This window comes from Robertmurraya sp. FSL R5-0851, from assembly GCF_038002965.1.
GTDB classification, from domain to species: Bacteria; Bacillota; Bacilli; order Bacillales; family Cytobacillaceae; genus Robertmurraya_A; species Robertmurraya_A beringensis.
The window spans coordinates 1,656,877-1,676,821 of the sequence record NZ_JBBOOE010000001.1 but is presented as its reverse complement, the minus strand read 5'-3'; the positions used below and the strand labels follow the sequence as shown (position 1 = coordinate 1,676,821).

Here is a 19,945-nt window from a genome sequence, read left to right as displayed (position 1 = left end):
TTAGCTCTTTGCTTGCTTATGAAGATCAAATAAAATATTAAAGGCCTGCATAGGAGTCATTTCTAATATATTTAGTGATTTCAAAGACTCTAGTGTCTTCTTTTCCTTTGATGATAGGTTTGCTTTTACTTCCACCTTTGGTTCAGCAAAAAAGGACAGTTGTGCATCTTCTGACACCTTATTCGGTACTACTTTCTTTTCTTCTTTGGAACTGGTGTTGTCACCTGACTCTAATGCTTGTAAAATTTCATTCGCTCGAGCAATCAGTTCCTTTGGCAGCTCCGCTAGCTCTGCCACGTGAATTCCATAGCTCTTATCAGCTGCTCCTTCTTTGATTTTATGAAGGAACACCACTTTACCATTTTGTTCAATCGCGCTTACATGGACGTTATTTAACATCGAAAGCTGCTCTCCCAGAACGGTTAATTCATGGTAATGAGTTGAGAATAATGTTTTCGCCTCAATTCGTTCATGAATATATTCAATGATTGACTGCGCTAACGCCATTCCGTCATAAGTTGAAGTTCCTCTCCCGATTTCATCAAATAGAATTAAGCTATTTCTGGTGGCATTTACAATGGCATTTTTTGCTTCAAGCATTTCCACCATAAAGGTACTTTGTCCAGAAATTAAATCATCTGCTGCTCCAATTCTCGTAAACACTTGGTCAAAGATTGGGAGTTTGGCCTCATCTGCTGGTACATAACAGCCAATTTGTGCAAGGATTGAGGTAAGGGCAACTTGTCTCATGTACGTACTTTTCCCTGACATATTGGGTCCAGTAATTAACAGAATCTCTCGCTCATCCCCCATATGGCAGTCATTTGGTACGTATTCCTGAGCATTCATAACTTTTTCAACTACTGGATGACGACCATTTTTTATTACCAATCGTCTGTCAGTCGTAAAGCTTGGCTTCGTGTAATGACGTGCTTCACTAATTTCAGCAAAGCATTGTAAAACGTCTAGCTCACTTACGACCTTAGCTAATCTCTGTATCTGCGGAATATATTCCTTTACGTACTCACGAATAGTTGTAAATAACTCATACTCAAGCTCTGTGCTTTTTTCTTCCGCTTCTAAAATCAATGTCTCTTTTTCTTTTAAATCCGGAGTTATAAACCGTTCAGCGTTTGCTAGAGTTTGCTTTCTTTCGTACTGACCTTCTTTTAATAAGGAAAGATTCGCGCGAGTCACTTCAATATAATAACCAAACACACGGTTGTATCCGATTTTTAGCGATTTGATTCCCGTTTTTTCACGCTCTTCTTTTTCAAGCTCAGCAATCCACTGCTTTCCATTACGACTTGCATAACGATAGCGATCAAGTTCTTCGTTATATCCATCGGAAATGATATTTCCCTCTTTAATAGAGAGAGGTGGATTATCAACAATTGCTCTTTCTAATAAGTCGGTTATTTCCTCGCATGGTTCAAGCTTGTCGGCTAATTGTTTTGTTGCTTCATTTGGTAAATTCTCTACCATACTTTTCAACAATGGAATTTGCAGAAGGGATTTCTTTAACTGAATGAGATCTCTTGCATTCACATTGCCAAATGCAATTCGTCCTGCAAGACGCTCTAAGTCATACACTTCCGTTAACTTTTCACGGATTTCTTGGCGTTCAAAGTAGCAGCTAAAAAGAGTATCTACAACAGAATGGCGAAGTTCAATTTGTTGCTGATTGATAAGAGGACGATCTACCCATGACTTGAGCATTCTGCTTCCCATTGCTGTTTTTGTTTCATCCAATAGCCAAAGAAGAGAGCCTTTTTTCCCTTTCGAGCGAATCGTTTCTGTTAACTCGAGATTACGTTTTGAGTAATAATCTATTTTCATATACTGATCTACTGTATAAAAACGAACGGCTTGAAGGTGATCCAGCGATCTTTTTTGTGTTCGATATAAGTAATTAAATAATCTTGCGGCCGTCTGCTTAATCTCAACATTGGTTAAGTGTGACAAAAGAGCTTCAAAAGATACATAACTTTGAATATCTTCTTCCATTGAAAGGGTCACTTGACCTCGCTCACGAATTTTCTTCTGTAGCTCGTCCGTATGCGAAGCAGAGATGACCACCTCACGTGCACCAGAAGTTGCAAGTTCATTTAAAACTTCATCCATGCTCTTTGTAATCGTTACTTGAGATTCCCCTGTAGTCAAATCACTCACCGCAAACCCATACTGATCATCGGCGAACCGAGAGATGGATGCTAAATAATTGTTTTCTCTTTCGTTCAGTCCTTTTCCTTCCATCATCGTTCCAGGTGTGATTAACTGAACTACTTCTCTCCGAACCACACCTTTTGCCTGCTTCGGATCTTCTGTTTGTTCGCAAATTGCGACTTTAAAGCCTTTTTCAATTAACTGTTCAATATATTGAGGAGCAGCATGGTAAGGAACCCCACACATTGGGATACGGTCTTCTGAACCACCATCTCTGCTAGTTAGTGTAATTTCTAATACTTGCGACGCCTTCACGGCATCATCAAAAAACATCTCATAAAAATCCCCAAGACGAAAAAATAAAAAGGCATCCTGATACTCTGCCTTTACCTTTAAATATTGCTGTATCATCGGCGTATATGTAGCCATACAATCCTCCAAAACACTAATTCTTTCTTTCATTCCGTTCATTATTATAACATAAAGAAAGAAGGGAAAGGTTTTTTGAAAGCTGTAAATATCAGCCACAAAGAAAAACTAGGAAGTGAAACCTTCCTAGTTCACCATTACTCTTCTTCGTCACAGATTAGGAAATCTGGATTTAAATCTTCAAACTCTTCGTCTTCGACATCTAATCCCCAGTCGTCGTCGCAGTCACAATCATCGTAAACTGCTACACAAACCACTGTTTCTCCAATTACTTCAACAAGAAACTCTCTTTCTGCATGAACGATAATTGCATTACCGTTTGGTGAGATAACAGCTTCTATGCAGTTTGGCTGCTGAACGACACGAGCAATAACATCGTTGTCATCATGGCAATCTGGATCGCGGTACTTTAACTTAATGACGTCAACATAGTCAACTCGTGCAGTTACTACTTCAGTTCTTGTATTATCATTATAGGAGTACCAAACGTTAGTGTCATAGTAGCCGTGAATTTCGACTTTTTTTCCAACCTTTTTAGCTTCATACGTATGATTGATAATCCAGCAACCAAGGATGCTAGTCGGTTGGTGATCCGGGCGAATCGTATCGTTAGACTGTGTAAACTTACGTCCTTTCGCTACGACCGCTTTTGTAATAATCTCTCTGTAATCTGCCATTGCGAGCGAACCCTCCTCATTCATTTTCACTTCATCCTATGCGGGACATTAGACTAGTGTGATAATATTTTTCATGTTTGTATTTCCTTCGGCATTCGGTGGCGGATATAGTGCATTCTATGCGAATACCTAGGAAAGGTGAGAAATTATATGGGAGAATGGGAATGATTTTGATGCATAGAAAAAACCCCCGTTTCCACGAGGGTCTTTCCATTCTCACATCTTAGTGATGTGAACAGCTTTGATTTTTATTATTAACCTCTGCACCTGTTTCTCCACTTAGGACATTTCCACCCGTTGATAAGATGACTTCATCTGTTACTTTGTTGGAGATGGTGTTAGCCACCAATTGTAGTAATTCATTTACGTCTATTTGTGATTGCTTAAATTCCTGTACGACAGGGATAGAATCTAGCTCCTCTTCAATAGAAGCAATTTTATCTTCTGTTTTCTTTAGAGCTTCTGCTTTTCCATAGTGTTGTAAATTAACGGCTTGCTTTTGCAACCCTTTTATTTGCGAAATAAGTGAACTTACTTTTTCATTACTATGAATTTGCGCTTCCGCTTTCTTGAAAAAATCTACTTCTTCCGTGCTCGCAATCATGGAAGCTAGTTCTTTTGCACGCGCTATAATATCGTCTTTTGTGTACTTTTCCATTTATTTCACCTCTACACTTTGAGTTTCTTCCACCATTTCCCCGTTTAATGACCATGTTTTTGCTTCTGTGATTTTTACTTTTACAAGCTTACCGATTGCCGTTTTTGGCCCAACAAAGTTTACTAACTTGCTTTTGCGTGTGTAACCAGCAAGAACATCAGGGTTATTTTTACTTTCCCCTTCAACTAATACTTCCACTACTTCCCCTTGATACTTCTTCATCGCTTCTGCAGACATTTCATTTACCAAAGCGTTTAATCGCTGTAGACGTTCCTTCTTCACTTCCATTGGAACGTTATCCTGTATTTTAGCCGCTGGCGTCCCTTCACGTGGAGAATAGATGAATGTATATGCAGATTCATATCCAACTTCACGATATAAGGAAAGTGTTTCTTCGAATTGTTCTTCCGTTTCATTCGGATACCCTACTATGATATCTGTAGTGAAAGAAGCATTAGGAATAGCTGCTTTAATTTTACGAACAAGCTCAAGGTATTGTTCTCTTGTATACTTACGAGCCATGATTTTTAGTACTTCTGTAGAACCAGACTGAACTGGAAGGTGAATATGCTCAACTAAGTTACCACCCTTAGCAAGAACATCAATTAAGTGATCGTCAAAATCACGCGGATGACTCGTTGTAAAACGGATACGTGGAATATCAATCTTTCGGATTTCATCCATTAAGTCACCTAAACCATACTTCATGTCTTCAAAGTCTTTTCCGTAAGCATTAACGTTTTGTCCAAGAAGAGTAATTTCCTGATATCCTTGCGCTGCTAGCTGACGAACTTCTTGAATGATATCGTCAGGACGACGACTGCGCTCTTTTCCGCGAGTAAATGGAACGATACAATACGTACAGAACTTATCACAGCCGTACATAATATTTACCCATGCTTTAATATTTCCACGACGGATCTTCGGAAGGTTCTCAATAACATCTCCTTCTTTAGACCACACTTCTACAACCATTTCCTTGGACATGTATGCTTCGTGCAGGATGTTTGGTAAACGGTGAATATTATGCGTTCCAAAGATCATATCCACTTGATGGTATGTTTTAAGAATTTTATTAACAACCGATTCCTCTTGAGACATACAGCCACAAACTCCGATTAATACATCTGGGTTTTGCTGCTTCAAATGTTTAAGATGACCTAGCTCACCAAACACTTTGTTTTCAGCATTCTCACGGATCGCACAAGTATTTAATAAAATAACATTTGCATCATCAACAGAGTCTGTCGGCTCATAACCTAGCCCCATGAAAATACCAGCCATTACTTCTGTATCATGCTCATTCATTTGACAGCCGTACGTACGAATATAAAACTTACGACCTTGTCCCATCCCTTTAAATTCTTCAGGAAGTGAGAAATCCTTATGGTACTTTACTTCTTCTTTCCCACGCTTTTTCGCGTCTTTTAGCGATGGTGGAGTATATACTGTTTCAAAATATTTACTGTAATCCTTACCGGATTTTTTGTCCGAAGAATTACCTTCCTGCACTGCTTGTTGGCTTTCTAATCGTTGCTTTTCGTTCATAAATGTTTCTCCTTTCACTGCAATAATCAAACATTTAAACATACAACCAAACTCACAAGTGTTGCATAAATAATTTCGTAATTTTCAGTTTAATTATATTCTCTATTTAGAGCCAAAAAAGTAAATACCCAACAAAGGTGGCTCCATCCATTTGGAAATTTATTTACAATTAGACCTGTGTGACGACGACAACTTTCTTATCAAGGAATGGCTTTTCCTTCAATTTTTCGGAGCCAAATATGGGCTGGTTTCCAAAGGGCAGCCCGTAGATAACGGCTAATTTTTAAGGTTTTTCGCTTACTATTTGTCTCAAGTTGAACAAGAACATGTAGGCAAAAAACGATAAGTGCGATAAACACTTGATTTTGAATGGCCCATTCGCTTTGTCCGTAGAACTTTTTGATGCTAAGGTGCTGTTTGATCCATTTAAAAAACAACTCAATGGCCCACCTTGATTTATACATCTCTGAAATTTCTTCAGCGTTCAAATCAAAGCGATTGGTGATTAAATGGAGTTCATTTCCTTTGGAATCAAGCACTTTTAGAAGGCGAAAGTAATTTTCAGCACGGTTTTGGGTTGTACCAATCAGGACCATTTGATCTGATAAAACAGCGGAATCCTCGGGTAGTTTAAAATCATAAACCTCCCGTATAACGGCGTTTTTTCTTAGCCTTGATAGAAAAAAGTAACCATCATCTGTCATGCGATCAAAGCGCTCGTAGTCTAGATAGCCACGGTCAAACACATACATGCATTCCTTGTCATCGACCATGATTTCAAGTTGACCACGATCATGTTCGTTTGCCGTTGTTATGACTGCTTTTTCGGGATAGGACGCACCTTTTTCCATAAACACAAGGCGTAGATGCAACTTCACACCGGCTTTTGTCTTACGGAACTTTGCCCATTTATGATTGGTCAAATTAAGTGGCAATGTGCTTGAATCAATGATTTTTAACGGCATGACCAGTTTCGTATAGTGTGTCTTGGCATGAATTTGTACGACCAAATCAAGGAAAAGCCTTTGAAATAGATCTGGGTTCATGCCATTTAATCGCCGTGACAGCTGAGAAATACTGATCGAATCAAGGTCAATCCCTTTTTGAAGTTGGTCATCGAATAGACAATCACCTAGCGCATGCAGGCTTTCGATTTCTTCTAGCTGGGCAAAAAGTAGTAATTTTAGGAAAGACTCTGTCGTTAATTTTTTCGTATAGTAATCTAATTTCATCGTTTTCACCTGTTCTTCAAATAATTGAATATTAATTGGTGAAAACCATTGTCCAAATGAAGTTTTTCGTGTAATCTTGTCCATGAGATGTGTCCTTTTTAGTGGATTTGGACGGGTTACCACCTGACTTATCCATTATAAAGGACTTTTTCTTTGCACAATATAATAAAGTTGAACATTTTGAGTATTTTTAATAGTGAAATTAAATTAATGCAACACTAGTGAACCAAACTAAAATAATATTATTTTCGTATAGTTAGTACTTTGATAGTAGAATGAATCACATTAGTTAAGTATAAATGCTTGAACAACTGAACACAATATAAAAAACTTAACCAATCGATAGCGGTTTCATTCATTACAGCAAATAATTTTACTCCTTATCACGTTCATTGAAAGTGATAGTTATCACAAGTATTTAGAAATATACTCATAGAGAAACCCCGAGATGTACTCGGGGTTTCTTGTTCGTTCTAGCTTACATAAACTCGGAAACTAATTTATTAAAATGAGCTTCATCTAATTGAAGATCATGCTGAGATAACGGGGTTTCAGAGTAACCGTTTATTAGTTCCTGGTAAGATTTACGTTCTGTATCTTGATAAATCAAGCCTGTTACTAATCCGTTATGCTGCATTAGAGTTTGCATCGCCATTTCACGATTAGATGAATCATAGCCTTCCACATCAGCAAGCTTTGTTAGGTTTTCCTTAAACCAGTCGTATGTGTTGATTTTATTGTATGTTACACATGGACTGAACACGTTGATTAAAGAGAAACCTTTATGCTTGATACCAGCTTCAATAATCGCTGTTAAGTCTTTTAAGTCTGTAGAGAAGCTTTGTGCCACAAACGTTGCACCAGCAGTTAATGCCATTTCCATTGGAGAAATCGGCTGTTCGATTGATCCTTGTGGCGTAGACTTCGTTTTGAAGCCTGCTGCCGATCTCGGGGATGTTTGGCCCTTTGTTAAACCATAAATTTGGTTATCCATTACGATGTAAGTGATATCGATGTTTCGACGGATAGAGTGAATGGTATGACCCATTCCGATCGCGAAACCATCTCCATCTCCCCCAGATGCAATAACTGTTAAATCACGATTCGCCATTTTTACTCCTTGGGCAATCGGTAAAGAACGTCCGTGAATGGAATGGAATCCGTAAGAGTTAATATATCCTGAAATACGTCCAGAGCAACCGATACCAGAAATAACCGCTAAATTATCTGGCTCTAACCCTACATTCGCAGCAGCACGTTGAATTGCCGCTTGAACAGAGAAATCGCCGCAGCCTGGACACCAGTTAGGCTTCACGTTGTTTCGAAAATCTTTAAACGTCGCCATAATTTAGAACAACTCCTTGATCTTTGAATGGATTTCATGTGGTAGGAATGGATTTCCGTCATACTTTAAATGCTTTACTACTTTCTCAGCATGTCCTACATTCATCTTAAGGATGTTTGCTAACTGTCCAGTTGCGTTATTTTCAACAACTACAACCTTTTTAGCTGATTTGACTAGTGGAAGCATTTCGTCAGTAGGGAACGGATGAATCAAACGTACATGCGCATGATTCACTTTCACTCCATCCTTCTCAAGGCGTGTCATTGCTTCTTCAATTGCTCCTCTAGTTGAGTTAAAACCAACAACTAGTACATCCGCATCCTCATGTGGAGCATGAACGTGAATTGGTGTATTAAATTTGATGTTCTCAACTTTACGGAAACGTTTATCCATTTGTGCATTACGGTTTAATGCTGATTCAGACGGTTTACCTGTTTCATCATGTTCTACACCTGTTACGTGGTGAATTCCACCCTTTACCCCAGGAATTACACGAGGAGAGATACCATCTTCAGTCACTTCGTAACGTTTAAAGTAATCTTTAGAATCTGATTCTGGTAGTTCAGTTACAAGTTTTCCGCGTCGAATTTCTACCTTACTAAAGTCTAAAGGCTCAACTGTTTGCTTTCCTAAAGAAAGTTGAAGGTCAGATAAGACGATAACAGGTACTTGGTACTCTTCAGCAAGGTTAAATGCCTCAGCTGTATCGTAGAACGCTTCTTGTACAGTACTTGGAGCCATTACGATCTTTGGAATTTCTCCGTGAGTACCATAGATCATGGCCATTAAATCAGATTGTTCTTGCTTGGTTGGTAGACCGGTAGACGGACCACCACGCTGTGTATCGACAATTACAATTGGTGTTTCGGTAATTCCTGAAAGACCGATTGCTTCCATCTTCAACGATAATCCCGGACCAGCTGATGCAGTGATCGCACGAACGCCTGCATAGTTTGCACCGATCGCCATTGTACATGCCGCAATTTCATCTTCAGTTTGAATTACTGTTCCACCAAGAGCAGGTAGTTTTTTAATTAGATACTCCATGATTTCAGAAGCAGGAGTAATTGGATAAGCTGCCATAAAGCGACATCCGCCAGCTAAGGCCCCTAGCGCAATCGCATCGTTACCAATCATGAACAACCGTTGTTTTCCATCTGCCTTTGCTAATACCATGGTAGCGGCTTCTTGAGCTTGTTCTTTCATTGCTGTATAACCAGCTTGGATCGCTTCCATGTTCTTATCAACCACAGACTGTCCTTTACGCCCAAAAATCTCTTGAACTACCGTCTCAAAAACGTTAATATCTAAATCTAGTACTGCACAAGTAGCCCCAACTGCCACCATGTTTTTCATTAATGATGTACCTAATTCAGTTGCAATATCTGTAAATGGAACCGCATACAAAGTTGCATTTGTATCCGTAGGTTTCACAGGATTAAACTTCGCATCTGCAATCATCACACCATTGTCATGTAGTTCTTTGTAATTTAAGTCAAGCGTTTCCTGATCAAATGCCACTAAGATGTCTAAGTCGTCTGAAATAGAGCGAACCTGTGACGTGCTTACACGGATTTTGTTATTAGTGTGTCCACCTTTAATACGAGATGAAAAGTGGCGGTACCCATATAAATAGTAACCTAATCGATTCAAAGCAATAGAGAAAATCTCCCCAGTACTTTCAATCCCTTCCCCTTGCTGCCCGCCAACTTTCCAAGAAAGTTGATTGATCATGTCTTACACCCCTTTGGATACGTTAAGAAATATGTAAAAACGTTTATTTTACCAATAGTGTAGCACTTTTCCGATTGTAACACGAAGATTTTGACTCTAATATTCATAGAGTAAAAATGTGAGAAATGGAAGGGTACTAAACGCTTTCAATTCTAGACCTATGTGAAAAAAAAAGCAACCCTTTACGCCCAAATAATGGCGAAAATATGAATATTTTTTTATTTTTGCGAAAATAATAGTTTTATCTGTCTTTTTTCAACCTGTTTAGTCTAAATAAAAATGAAAACGCTTTATTCACTCTTCTTTATTTCGGAAATCTTTTCGCCATATTTTTGTACAAAAACTTCTCAACCTGTATACTGGAATAATATTTTCCTAGTTCATTTACAAGATTGCTATAATTTTCTACCCGCTCAAGCCCTGTAACACAATGTTCGGTTCCATCAAAATCAGAACCAAATCCAACAAAATCCTCACCTCCAAGAGAGCAAATATGGTCAAGATGACGAAGTACGTCAGTAATAGTTGCTGTTGTTTTCCCAGAGAGGAATTGCGTAACAAAGGTTAACCCCATGACTGTTTCTCTTTCTATTAATGCCACAATCTGTTCATCTCGTAAGTTCCTCGGATGTGGACAAAGAGAATACGCATTAGAGTGTGAAGCAAAGGGATAATCTCCAAGCTCCAGCACATCCCAAAACCCGCTTTCTGATAGATGCGATACATCACACCATACCCTCTCCTTATTAAGAGTTGATACGACTCTTTTCCCGAACCTGGATAGACCCGCGCCCCGCTCTTCAAGTGCCCCATCAGAAACTGCATTAGAAAAATTCCACGTTAAACCAACAGATGTAACCCCAAGACGAAGCAGCGTTTTTAACTTCAGCAAATCGGAACCGATACAATCACACCCCTCAAGTGTAAGAATCGCTCCGAATTCACCATCTTTAAGATTAGCTAAATCACTTTGACTTGTAATCAACTTAATTTCTTTATATGGTTTGATAATTTTTTCATAGAAAAGGTCTATCATATGCAAAGCAGCATGGAAGGAAAGATCAGGGTGAATATTCTCTGGTACATAGATGGCAAAGCATTGTACTTTAACGCCACTTTTCTTCATACCCGCGAGCGTAACTTGAAGCTCCTTTGAATCTAAAAAGCTTGAAAGCTTCGGATTCATAAACATTTTGTATAATACATCACAATGCCCATCAAAAATTTTCATGATTTATACCCCTTCCATAGTCGTTGTATATAAAGCATAGACCAAAACTGACAAAAAAAGAACCTGTTTGCAATAAGAATGCAAACAGGAAAAAGATACTCCCTCATCTTGGCTCAATGATTAATTTGATCGCTGTGCGCTCTTCCCCATCAATTAATATGTCTGTGAATGCTGGGATACAAATCAAATCGACTCCGCTAGGTGCTACAAATCCTCGTGCAATGGCTACTGCCTTTACCGCTTGATTTAATGCACCCGCACCTATGGCCTGAATTTCTGCAGCACCTCTTTCGCGCAGAACTCCTGCGAGCGCACCAGCTACAGAATTGGGATTAGATTTTGCTGAAACTTTTAATATTTCCATTCCTAGCTCCTCCTTGTTTAATCCCCCCTGATGTTCTTGTTATTGAACAACTCAGGTATATATGATTCCATTGCTACTATATTCGCAAAAGCTTTAACATATTCCGGCTTGGACAAAAAAGTAAGATTAAAAGAAAAGTGTATATGTTTTCACCTGCAATCAAGCTTACATAAAAAAACACCTGCGTCTATTTTGCAGGTGCTAGTCGGCTATATGGTTTACAATTCTAGGAGAAAAATGGATGATCGTCATTGATGAGAATACGATCGATTTTTTTGGCTTTTCCCGTCTTTTTATCCAGTTCAATATGTACGGCACCAAGCTGTGTTTTATCTGTATCTGGAACTTCAAATCTTGCTGGTAAGTTGGATAGGAATCGTCTAATAACAATTTCTCTGTCCATTCCCAGTATCCCGTCATATGGACCTGTCATTCCAACATCCGAAATATAGGCTGTTCCTTGGGGCAATATTCGATTGTCAGCTGTTTGTACATGTGTATGAGTACCAACTACCGCTGTTACTCTTCCATCTAAATACCAGCCCATAGCGAGCTTCTCACTTGTTGCCTCAGCATGGAAATCAACAAAGATAATAGGTGTTCGTTTCCTTGCTTCTTCGATCAGTTCATCCGCTTTTCGGAAGGGACAATTATTCGGTTGCATAAAGGTACGCCCCTGCAGACTGATGATTGCTATTTCATCTTGATTCATTTTTAAATACACAATTCCCTTACCAGGGTTATCTTCAGGAAAGTTTGCTGGTCTAACCATGTATTTTGCATCATCGATAAATTCAAAAATATCACGGTTATCCCATGTGTGGTTTCCTAATGTAACAGCCTGCGCACCGACCTCTAAAAAACCTCTATAGATTTTTTCTGTAATCCCTTTTCCTCCTGCAGCATTTTCACCATTTATAATGGTAATGTGTGGACGATATTTTTCCTTTAATCTTGGGACGTATTCCTTCACCATATCTCTTCCTGGTGAACCAACGACATCTCCAACAAATAATATGTTCATCAATTAAACCCTTCTTTTTCCGTATTTCTTTTCATTTTATCATATGTAATGAGCAAAAATAAAAGCGGTGCTAAAGCACCGCTTTATTTTGCGTATTCAACTGCTCTCGTTTCCCTAATTACCGTGACCTTTATATGGCCTGGATAATCAAGTTCCTCTTCGATTTTTTTACGAATATCGCGAGCTAAACGATGAGCCTCTAAGTCGTCAATTTGCTCTGGCTTCACTAGGATACGAACTTCACGTCCAGCCTGGATGGCAAATGACTTTTCCACTCCATCATACGATTCTGAGATTTCCTCAAGCTTTTCTAAACGTCGAATATAGTTTTCAAGCGTCTCACGTCTTGCACCAGGTCTTGCTGCGGATAGTGCATCTGCCGCTGCAACAAGAACAGCAATAACGGAAGTAGGCTCGGAATCGCCATGGTGAGAAGCAATCGAGTTAATAACCACCGGATGCTCCTTATATTTAGTAGCCAGTTCGACACCGATTTCTACGTGGCTTCCTTCAACTTCATGGTCAATTGCCTTACCAATATCGTGTAGTAGGCCTGCACGACGAGCAAGTGTTTCATCTTCTCCAAGTTCTGCAGCTAGCAATCCAGCTAATTGAGAAACTTCAGTAGAGTGCTTCAACACATTTTGACCATAGCTAGTTCGGAATTTCAATCGACCGAGAATTTTAATTAAATCTGGGTGCAGTCCATGTACTCCAACCTCAAAAGTTGTTTGCTCACCAATTTCACGAATATGTTCATCCACTTCACGGCGTGCCTTATCAACCATTTCTTCGATTCGAGCAGGATGGATACGACCATCTTGAACAAGCTTTTCAAGCGCTAAGCGGGCTGTTTCTCTTCGAATCGGATCAAACCCAGATAAAATAACTGCTTCTGGAGTATCATCAATAATGAGATCAATTCCAGTAAGAGTTTCAAGTGTACGGATGTTTCGTCCTTCACGACCAATGATTCGACCTTTCATCTCATCATTTGGAAGAGTGACTACCGAAACGGTCGTTTCTGCTACGTGATCAGCCGCACAACGTTGAATAGCTAACGACAAAATTTCCTTTGCTTTTTTGTCTGCTTCCTCTTTTGCTCTATTTTCACTCTCTTTTATCATTAAAGCGATGTCATGGGATAACTCCTGTTCCATACGCTCTAAAATGATGGATTTCGCCTCATCACGAGTTAAGCCCGAGATGCGTTCAAGCTCTGCCTGTTGCATTTTTACGATCTCGTCCACTTTGCTTTCCATCTCTTCAATATGCTGTTGTTTTTTGTTAAGAGAATCGTCCCTCTTCTCTAAAAGTGCTTCACGTTTGTCTAACGATTCGTCTTTTCGATCAAGATTTTCCTCTTTTTGAAGTAAGCGGTTTTCCTGCTTTTGCAGCTCGCTTCTACGATCACGAACTTCACGTTCTGCTTCTGTACGAAGCTTATGAATCTCATCCTTTGCTTCAAGCAGCGACTCCTTTTTTAAAGCTTCTGCTTCACGTTTTGCATCTTCTAGAATTTGCTCTGCAGCACCTCTAGCTCCAGCAATTTTTGCTTCAGAAAAAGATTTACGAACAAAATAGCCAACAACTGCACCGACGGGTAAAGCAAGCAAAATGGAGATGATCATTGTAAAAAGATCCATCATTTCACCTCCTCTTGCTATTAACTTGTGTTACGTTTTCTAAAATGTCGGCATGTACATTGTTTTGTCAATATACAGCACAAAGGCTTTTACACGTCTTCATTCATCATTAAAAAACATAAAATATACATATTAATTGTAAATGTGTGAATTTTTATTGTCAAGGGTTTGTCCGGCTTGGTTGTAATATTTCGTTTATATTGGTAGATAATGGTGAACTTTGTCAAACCCAGTGTTGTTAAAGCATTCATAAATCGAGTTCACTTTTCAAATTTCGAACCGTCAATTTGACTAATAATATAAAAAACAGCAGACCAAATAGTAGTCTGCTGTTTAATCTGTATTAATCTACTAAATCAAATTGTTCTTGATCTTCTTCATGGTCTTCCGGAAGAGTCTTCACTCCATCTAAACCGTAGTGTTCACGAATCTTATTTTGGATCTCTGCTAATAAATCTTTATTTTCCTTCAAGAACAACTTCGCATTCTCACGACCTTGCCCAAGACGCTCATCATTATAAGAATACCAAGATCCACTCTTTTGTACGATATCAAGTTCTGATCCCATATCAAGAGCTTCTCCCTCTTTCGAAATTCCTTCTCCGTACATAATATCTACTTCAGCCGTACGGAATGGAGGAGCTACTTTATTCTTCACGACTTTAATTTTCGTTTTGTTACCAACCATATCATTGCCTTGCTTCAACGTTTCTGCACGGCGAACCTCTAAACGAACAGAAGAATAGAATTTAAGCGCACGTCCACCAGGAGTTGTCTCCGGGTTACCAAACATAACTCCTACCTTCTCACGAATCTGGTTAATAAAGATAGCAATTGTTTTAGACTTATTGATCGCACCAGAAAGTTTACGAAGAGCCTGTGACATTAGACGCGCTTGTAGTCCAACGTGAGAGTCTCCCATTTCTCCTTCGATCTCTGCCTTTGGAACAAGGGCAGCAACTGAGTCGATGACTAGAATATCAACTGCTCCACTTCGTACCAATGCTTCTGCAATTTCAAGGGCTTGTTCACCAGTGTCTGGCTGTGATAACAGCAACTCATCAATGTTCACACCAAGTTTTTGTGCATAATCAGGGTCAAGTGCATGCTCGGCATCAATAAATGCTGCTTGTCCACCTGCTGCTTGTACCTCAGCAATTGCATGAAGGGCAACTGTTGTTTTACCCGAGCTTTCAGGACCATAGATTTCAATGATACGGCCTTTTGGATATCCACCTATTCCTAATGCTGTATCAAGAGCTAAAGATCCACTTTTCGAAGTAGAAATTTGACGATCTGTTTGCTCTCCTAACTTCATGATAGAGCCTTTACCAAATTGTTTTTCTATTTGTTTTAATGCCATTTCAAGGGCTGCTTGACGATCATTTGCCACTACTATTTCCTCCTTATTTAAAACGAATATATCTATCTATCATTCGTTGCATGTTCATTTCACTATCTTTACTATACTCGTTTTATTTCTGTTTGTCGAGCAAAAAATCGAACATTCATTCGATTTTTTTCACTACCAAATATAGTTGTAAAATTCTATTTTCCTCTTAACAAAATAGGTTTTTCGTCGATGTTCATAGCAGAAAAATATTATTTTAAATCAATTTCTAAATTTGGTAAAGAGAAAAAAAACAGAGCAAAATGATATGCTCTGTTAATCTTTCAAGCTATTGATTAGTGAGAAACAGCCGTACTTCACACTTCTCACTCGATTGCCTTCTCTTGTACCAGCAAAAAGAAATTTTTCGACTTTTACTGGAGATCCTTTTTTTGAAATTCCAATATACACCGTTCCTACCGGTTTCTCCTCAACAGCACCAGGCCCTGCTACACCAGTAAAGCTAATTCCAATATCAGCGTTAAGTAATGAAGCCACATTTTCAGCTAATTCCCTTGCACACTCTTCACTTACTGCTCCATATTTTTCCAGAGTTTCCTTTTTAACACCAAGGACCTTTTCCTTAACGTCATTCGTATAGCAAACGACCCCGCCTTTTACTACCGCACTAGAACCTGGAATAGCTGTCAGCTCCTGCTGAAACATCCCTCCAGTTAAGCTCTCTGCACAAGCAATGGTTAAATCGTTCTTTTGTAGCAGGGTAAATAACTCATTCATTAACGAGGTTTCATTATACCCGTAGAAGAACTCACCAACACGTGTACGTATCTTCTCTTCCGTTTCATTAATGAGTTCATTTGCAACGTCGGTTTGTTGGTGTTTAGCAGTAAGCCTCAACGTCACTTCCCCGTCGCTAGCAAGGGGCGCAATCGTAGGATTCGATTGCGCATCAATTAAATCCTCAATCTTTGTTTCTAATGCAGCCTCTCCTATCCCAAAGAAACGCAACACTCGTGAAACAATCGTCTCAGAGACGTCTGGTTCTTTTTGTAATAGTGGGAGTGCATAATGTAAAAACATGGGTTCCATTTCCTTCGGTGGCCCTGGTAAAAGCATATAACGGTGAGTATTAGTAGTTAAAAGCATGCCAGGAGCCATTCCGTTATCATTTGGCAAAACAGTAGAATCAGCAAGAACCAATGCTTGCTTCTTATTATTCTCTGTCATGACACGGTTTGTACGAATAAAGTACTGAGAGATAGAGTCAAGAGCAGCTTGATCAAATTCAAGCTCCTTACCGAGGTGTTTGGCAATTGTTTCCTTTGTCAAATCATCCTTTGTCGGACCTAATCCACCTGTAAAGATAATTAAGTTTGAACGACCTTCTGCCACAGCAATCGCTTGTTGCAAACGGGTCGGATTATCACCAACTACCGTATGATAAAACACATTGGTTCCAATACTAGCTAGTTGTTTGGAAATGAAACGAGCGTTTGTATTAACAATTTGGCCAAGCAACAACTCTGAGCCCACTGCAATGATTTCAGCATTCATGAAAAACAATCACCTAGCCTCTGTTTTATTTAGAATTAATAAATACCTGCTTATTTTTCGCAAAGTAGTCCCAACCAGACCAAATCGTGAAGAACGTTGCAACCCATAAAGCAATGTCAGCAAACGGAAGGGACACAAGTTCAAAAATCGTGTTATGTAATAACAATGCTGAAATGGCAACGATTTGTGTCCAAGTCTTAATTTTACCCAGCATATTTGCGGCAACTACCTCTCCGCCTCCCGCTAGGATGGCTCGTAGACCCGTTACAGCAAACTCTCGGCAAATAATGATGATAACTAACCACGAAGCCGCAAGTCCAAATTCAACTAAAACAATTAATGCTGCTGATACGAGCAACTTATCTGCTAACGGGTCAAGGAACTTCCCAAGATTGGTTACCAAATTATACTTTCTGGCATAATAGCCATCAACCCAGTCGGTAGCAGAAGCAAAAATAAAGATTAAAGCGGCGATAAAGTGAGCAACCGGAAGCTCCGCCCCAATGAACTGCATATCCCCCCAATGAAAAGGATCGTATACAATTACTAAAAATAGTGGAATTAATAAAATTCGTGAGACTGTAATTTTATTAGGCAAATTCAATTTAAAGACCTCCATTTTAACCTATAAAGAAAATTCCTTATTGTTACTTTCTTCTTTTAATAAAACAAGCATACAACAAAATAGAAAAGAAAGCGAAAAAATAGTCACCATACGATGACTATTCGTTCACTGTTGGTACATAACGAATTGTGATATCCTGTCTAACTTGATCATCTGGAGGTGTAGCATATTCTAGCTTTTGATCATTCACATATATTTCAGTGGCTGTAGAATTCCCAATCACTAGAACAGCTTCTTGCTCTTTTGAATAATCAACTACTTTATTATCCTCAGCACCTGTTTTTAAGATCCCTTGCCAAAAAGAATGTCCTTTTCCATTTAGCATATTCACCCAAGTTTCACCGGTAGACACAAGCTTTACTTCAAATTTTTCTGCATTCTTTACTTCATATACGGTTTCTTTCCCTTTTGATTCGGCAACTGTAACCTCTTGTGTAGGGGAAGTTTCTTCTTCAGTCGCTTCTTCCTCTGTTACTTCATTGGCACCAGATGTTTGATTCTCCTCACCCTCAGATGCTTCCGTTTTATTTTCCTCATCCGCTTCCTTCTCAGATAAGTTGTCATTGTACTGTATTTGTTCGCTATCAGTTGTTGCTGGTTCCTCTGCCGATTCACCATCTTCTTTAATATTAACTACTAAAAAGTAGGCTAGGGCCACCGCACCAATAACGAAAACACCAATTAGCAACCTGGGTAAAACGGAAAAAATCTTCGAATTACTTGGTGCAACATCCTTCCTAGTTTGCACCCTTGAAAGCTTTTCTGGAAAGTCATCTCCATGAGTAGATGGGATTTCAGACTTATACTCTGCGAATAGCTCTTCTGGATCGAGCTGTACAGCTTCCGCATATTGCTTAATAAAAGCACGAACATAAAACGGACCAGGTATAATACTATAATTCCCCTCTTCTAACGCTTGCAAATACCGTTTTTGAATTTTGGTTGTTATTTGTAAGTCATCCAAGCTCAAGCCGAGTGAAAGTCGAGCTTCTCTAAGTTTGTTACTTAATTCTGTCAATTTCTAACACCTTCCAATGCTATTAAAGGCGCTTTCGTAAGTTTTATGCATAAACGAAAACGACTTTTTTAAAAATCAAATCCCCCAAAATCAGAATCTGAAAACATCGTATTTCTTACAATATCATACTTGATTTCCTCTTCTGGATCGTTTCTAAGCTCAATAATATAATCAAAATCATCGAGTGTGTACTCTGTATTCTGGACAAATACGTCCGGATGCTCAACAACCTTCACAGCCGGAAGTCGCATAATTTCTCGAACTAATTGCCAATGTCGCTCGTTTGCTCTTCTTGTTGAAACGATGCCGTCAATAATAAAGAGATTGTTCTCGTTATATTCGTCCTCAATGAGTTGATTACGAATGGTTTGCTTTAAGAGTGTAGAGGAAACAAACAGCCATCTTTTGTTCGCACAGACGCTTGAAGCAACAATAGACTCAGTCTTTCCTACACGCGGCATTCCACGGATACCGATGAGCTTATGACCTTCCTGCTTAAATAATTCTGCCATAAAATCTACTAAAAGCCCTAGTTCATCGCGTACAAATCGAAAGGTCTTTTTGTCATCAGCATCTCTTTGTATGTATCTACCATGCCTCACAGCTAATCGGTCTCTTAACTTAGGTTCTCTAAGCTTGATTATCTTAATCGTATCCATTGTCTTTAAAATAGATTCGAGTCGCTCGATTTGTTCATAGTCCTGTGCAAGAATGAGCAATCCTCGTCTTCCTTCATCAACCCCATTAATGGTTACAATATTAATGGAGAGCATTCCTAATAAAGAAGAAATATCCCCTAGCAACCCTGGCCGATTTTTCTGAATTTCATACTCCAAGTACCATTCTGTTTTGTTCATCTTTTCCATAGAATACCTCCAAGGGAAGCGCCATATTTGACCAGTATTGGTGCAAATTAATCATCTTCTATCATATATGATTTTCTATTAAGATGAAAGGAAAAACAAGATCAAGTCGTAATTTGGAGCTTTATTTGTATGATATGAAAAAAAGAGAGGATGATTGCCTCTCTTTTTTATTACCTATTTAATCCATCTTAATGGGATCCATTATTTTTGAACAAGCTTAACCATAATATTCGCAATAGCATGCTGTTCTTCTGGTGTAGCAACAGACCAAAGGTCAGCTAAAATGCGCTCTTGTTCATTTTTCGGATCGACTTGCTTCGCTAAATAGTCTCCGATTTGGAAAGCAAGATCACCAACTACTTGCTTGTTCATACCTTCATTCTGAGCATGTTGTAGGCGATCACCTAAAAAGTCTTTCCACTGCTCCCAATTATCAAGTACAGACATTGTATAACCTCCTTTTTTTTACTACGACCT

At 39.0% G+C, this 19,945-nt stretch carries 17 protein-coding genes; all 17 read right to left on the bottom strand.

The window, feature by feature from the left end; all coding sequences use genetic code 11:
* Positions 1-2,595, bottom strand: a complete 2,595-nt coding sequence (gene mutS, locus MKX65_RS08665; protein WP_340903259.1) for a DNA mismatch repair protein MutS — start codon at positions 2,593-2,595, stop codon at positions 1-3.
* Between the two features lie 137 nt (positions 2,596-2,732).
* A complete protein-coding gene (locus MKX65_RS08660) occupies positions 2,733-3,272 on the bottom strand; it encodes an outer spore coat protein CotE (RefSeq protein ID WP_340903258.1) in 540 nt (179 codons plus the stop codon).
* A gap of 223 nt (positions 3,273-3,495) precedes the next feature.
* Positions 3,496-3,930: a RicAFT regulatory complex protein RicA family protein gene (locus MKX65_RS08655; protein WP_160545532.1), complete on the bottom strand. Its 435-nt coding sequence runs from the start codon at positions 3,928-3,930 to the stop codon at positions 3,496-3,498.
* Positions 3,931-5,478, bottom strand: coding sequence for a tRNA (N6-isopentenyl adenosine(37)-C2)-methylthiotransferase MiaB (miaB, locus tag MKX65_RS08650; RefSeq protein ID WP_340903257.1), 1,548 nt, complete (start codon positions 5,476-5,478; stop codon positions 3,931-3,933).
* Positions 5,479-5,678: 200 nt separating this feature from the next.
* On the bottom strand, positions 5,679-6,794 hold the full coding sequence (locus tag MKX65_RS08645) for an IS4 family transposase (protein ID WP_101730630.1): 1,116 nt from the start codon (positions 6,792-6,794) through the stop codon (positions 5,679-5,681).
* A 394-nt stretch (positions 6,795-7,188) separates the two neighbouring features.
* Positions 7,189-8,055, bottom strand: coding sequence for a 2-oxoacid:ferredoxin oxidoreductase subunit beta (locus MKX65_RS08640; protein ID WP_340903256.1), 867 nt, complete (start codon positions 8,053-8,055; stop codon positions 7,189-7,191).
* 3 nt (positions 8,056-8,058) lie between these two features.
* The gene (locus MKX65_RS08635; RefSeq protein ID WP_340903255.1) at positions 8,059-9,789 is read right to left on the bottom strand and encodes a 2-oxoacid:acceptor oxidoreductase subunit alpha; all 1,731 of its coding nucleotides are present in this window, start codon (positions 9,787-9,789) and stop codon (positions 8,059-8,061) included.
* A 304-nt stretch (positions 9,790-10,093) separates the two neighbouring features.
* Positions 10,094-11,020, bottom strand: a complete 927-nt coding sequence (locus MKX65_RS08630) for a dipeptidase (RefSeq protein ID WP_160545536.1) — start codon at positions 11,018-11,020, stop codon at positions 10,094-10,096.
* Between the two features lie 103 nt (positions 11,021-11,123).
* A complete protein-coding gene (spoVS, locus tag MKX65_RS08625; protein WP_029281188.1) occupies positions 11,124-11,384 on the bottom strand; it encodes a stage V sporulation protein SpoVS in 261 nt (86 codons plus the stop codon).
* Between the two features lie 226 nt (positions 11,385-11,610).
* Positions 11,611-12,408 carry a TIGR00282 family metallophosphoesterase gene (locus MKX65_RS08620; RefSeq protein WP_340903254.1) on the bottom strand — a complete coding sequence of 266 codons (798 nt, stop codon included), beginning with the start codon at positions 12,406-12,408 and terminating at the stop codon, positions 11,611-11,613.
* Between the two features lie 83 nt (positions 12,409-12,491).
* Complete coding sequence (gene rny, locus MKX65_RS08615; RefSeq protein ID WP_119707609.1) at positions 12,492-14,054, bottom strand: ribonuclease Y; 1,563 nt, start codon at positions 14,052-14,054, stop codon at positions 12,492-12,494.
* Positions 14,055-14,397: 343 nt separating this feature from the next.
* Entirely contained in the window at positions 14,398-15,447 is a 1,050-nt protein-coding gene (gene recA, locus MKX65_RS08610) for a recombinase RecA (protein ID WP_340903253.1), read from the bottom strand.
* A 273-nt stretch (positions 15,448-15,720) separates the two neighbouring features.
* Positions 15,721-16,959 (bottom strand): competence/damage-inducible protein A, encoded by a 1,239-nt coding sequence (locus tag MKX65_RS08605; RefSeq protein ID WP_340903252.1) that lies wholly within the window; start codon positions 16,957-16,959, stop codon positions 15,721-15,723.
* A 25-nt stretch (positions 16,960-16,984) separates the two neighbouring features.
* Positions 16,985-17,563 (bottom strand): CDP-diacylglycerol--glycerol-3-phosphate 3-phosphatidyltransferase, encoded by a 579-nt coding sequence (gene pgsA / locus MKX65_RS08600; protein ID WP_160545539.1) that lies wholly within the window; start codon positions 17,561-17,563, stop codon positions 16,985-16,987.
* Positions 17,564-17,681: 118 nt separating this feature from the next.
* Complete coding sequence (locus MKX65_RS08595) at positions 17,682-18,602, bottom strand: RodZ domain-containing protein (protein WP_340903250.1); 921 nt, start codon at positions 18,600-18,602, stop codon at positions 17,682-17,684.
* A 68-nt stretch (positions 18,603-18,670) separates the two neighbouring features.
* The gene (locus MKX65_RS08590; RefSeq protein ID WP_119710531.1) at positions 18,671-19,459 is read right to left on the bottom strand and encodes a DUF3388 domain-containing protein; all 789 of its coding nucleotides are present in this window, start codon (positions 19,457-19,459) and stop codon (positions 18,671-18,673) included.
* Positions 19,460-19,669: 210 nt separating this feature from the next.
* The gene (locus tag MKX65_RS08585; RefSeq protein ID WP_160545541.1) at positions 19,670-19,915 is read right to left on the bottom strand and encodes a DUF3243 domain-containing protein; all 246 of its coding nucleotides are present in this window, start codon (positions 19,913-19,915) and stop codon (positions 19,670-19,672) included.
* Positions 19,916-19,945 lie beyond the last annotated feature (30 nt).

Excerpts from the sequence above, each read along its gene's own strand:
- MKX65_RS08620 (WP_340903254.1), bottom strand. The coding sequence starts at position 12,408 with ATGAACATATTATTTGTTGGAGATGTCGTTGGTTCACCAGGAAGAGAT.
- MKX65_RS08660 (WP_340903258.1), bottom strand. The coding sequence starts at position 3,272 with ATGGCAGATTACAGAGAGATTATTACAAAAGCGGTCGTAGCGAAAGGA.
- rny (WP_119707609.1), bottom strand. The coding sequence starts at position 14,054 with ATGGATCTTTTTACAATGATCATCTCCATTTTGCTTGCTTTACCCGTC.
- MKX65_RS08640 (WP_340903256.1), bottom strand. The coding sequence starts at position 8,055 with ATGGCGACGTTTAAAGATTTTCGAAACAACGTGAAGCCTAACTGGTGT.
- MKX65_RS08635 (WP_340903255.1), bottom strand. The coding sequence starts at position 9,789 with ATGATCAATCAACTTTCTTGGAAAGTTGGCGGGCAGCAAGGGGAAGGG.
- MKX65_RS08590 (WP_119710531.1), bottom strand. The coding sequence starts at position 19,459 with ATGAACAAAACAGAATGGTACTTGGAGTATGAAATTCAGAAAAATCGG.
- spoVS (WP_029281188.1), bottom strand. The coding sequence starts at position 11,384 with ATGGAAATATTAAAAGTTTCAGCAAAATCTAATCCCAATTCTGTAGCT.
- MKX65_RS08645 (WP_101730630.1), bottom strand. The coding sequence starts at position 6,794 with ATGGACAAGATTACACGAAAAACTTCATTTGGACAATGGTTTTCACCA.
- mutS (WP_340903259.1), bottom strand. The coding sequence starts at position 2,595 with ATGGCTACATATACGCCGATGATACAGCAATATTTAAAGGTAAAGGCA.
- MKX65_RS08585 (WP_160545541.1), bottom strand. The coding sequence starts at position 19,915 with ATGTCTGTACTTGATAATTGGGAGCAGTGGAAAGACTTTTTAGGTGAT.
- miaB (WP_340903257.1), bottom strand. The coding sequence starts at position 5,478 with ATGAACGAAAAGCAACGATTAGAAAGCCAACAAGCAGTGCAGGAAGGT.
- MKX65_RS08630 (WP_160545536.1), bottom strand. The coding sequence starts at position 11,020 with ATGAAAATTTTTGATGGGCATTGTGATGTATTATACAAAATGTTTATG.
- MKX65_RS08605 (WP_340903252.1), bottom strand. The coding sequence starts at position 16,959 with ATGAATGCTGAAATCATTGCAGTGGGCTCAGAGTTGTTGCTTGGCCAA.
- MKX65_RS08655 (WP_160545532.1), bottom strand. The coding sequence starts at position 3,930 with ATGGAAAAGTACACAAAAGACGATATTATAGCGCGTGCAAAAGAACTA.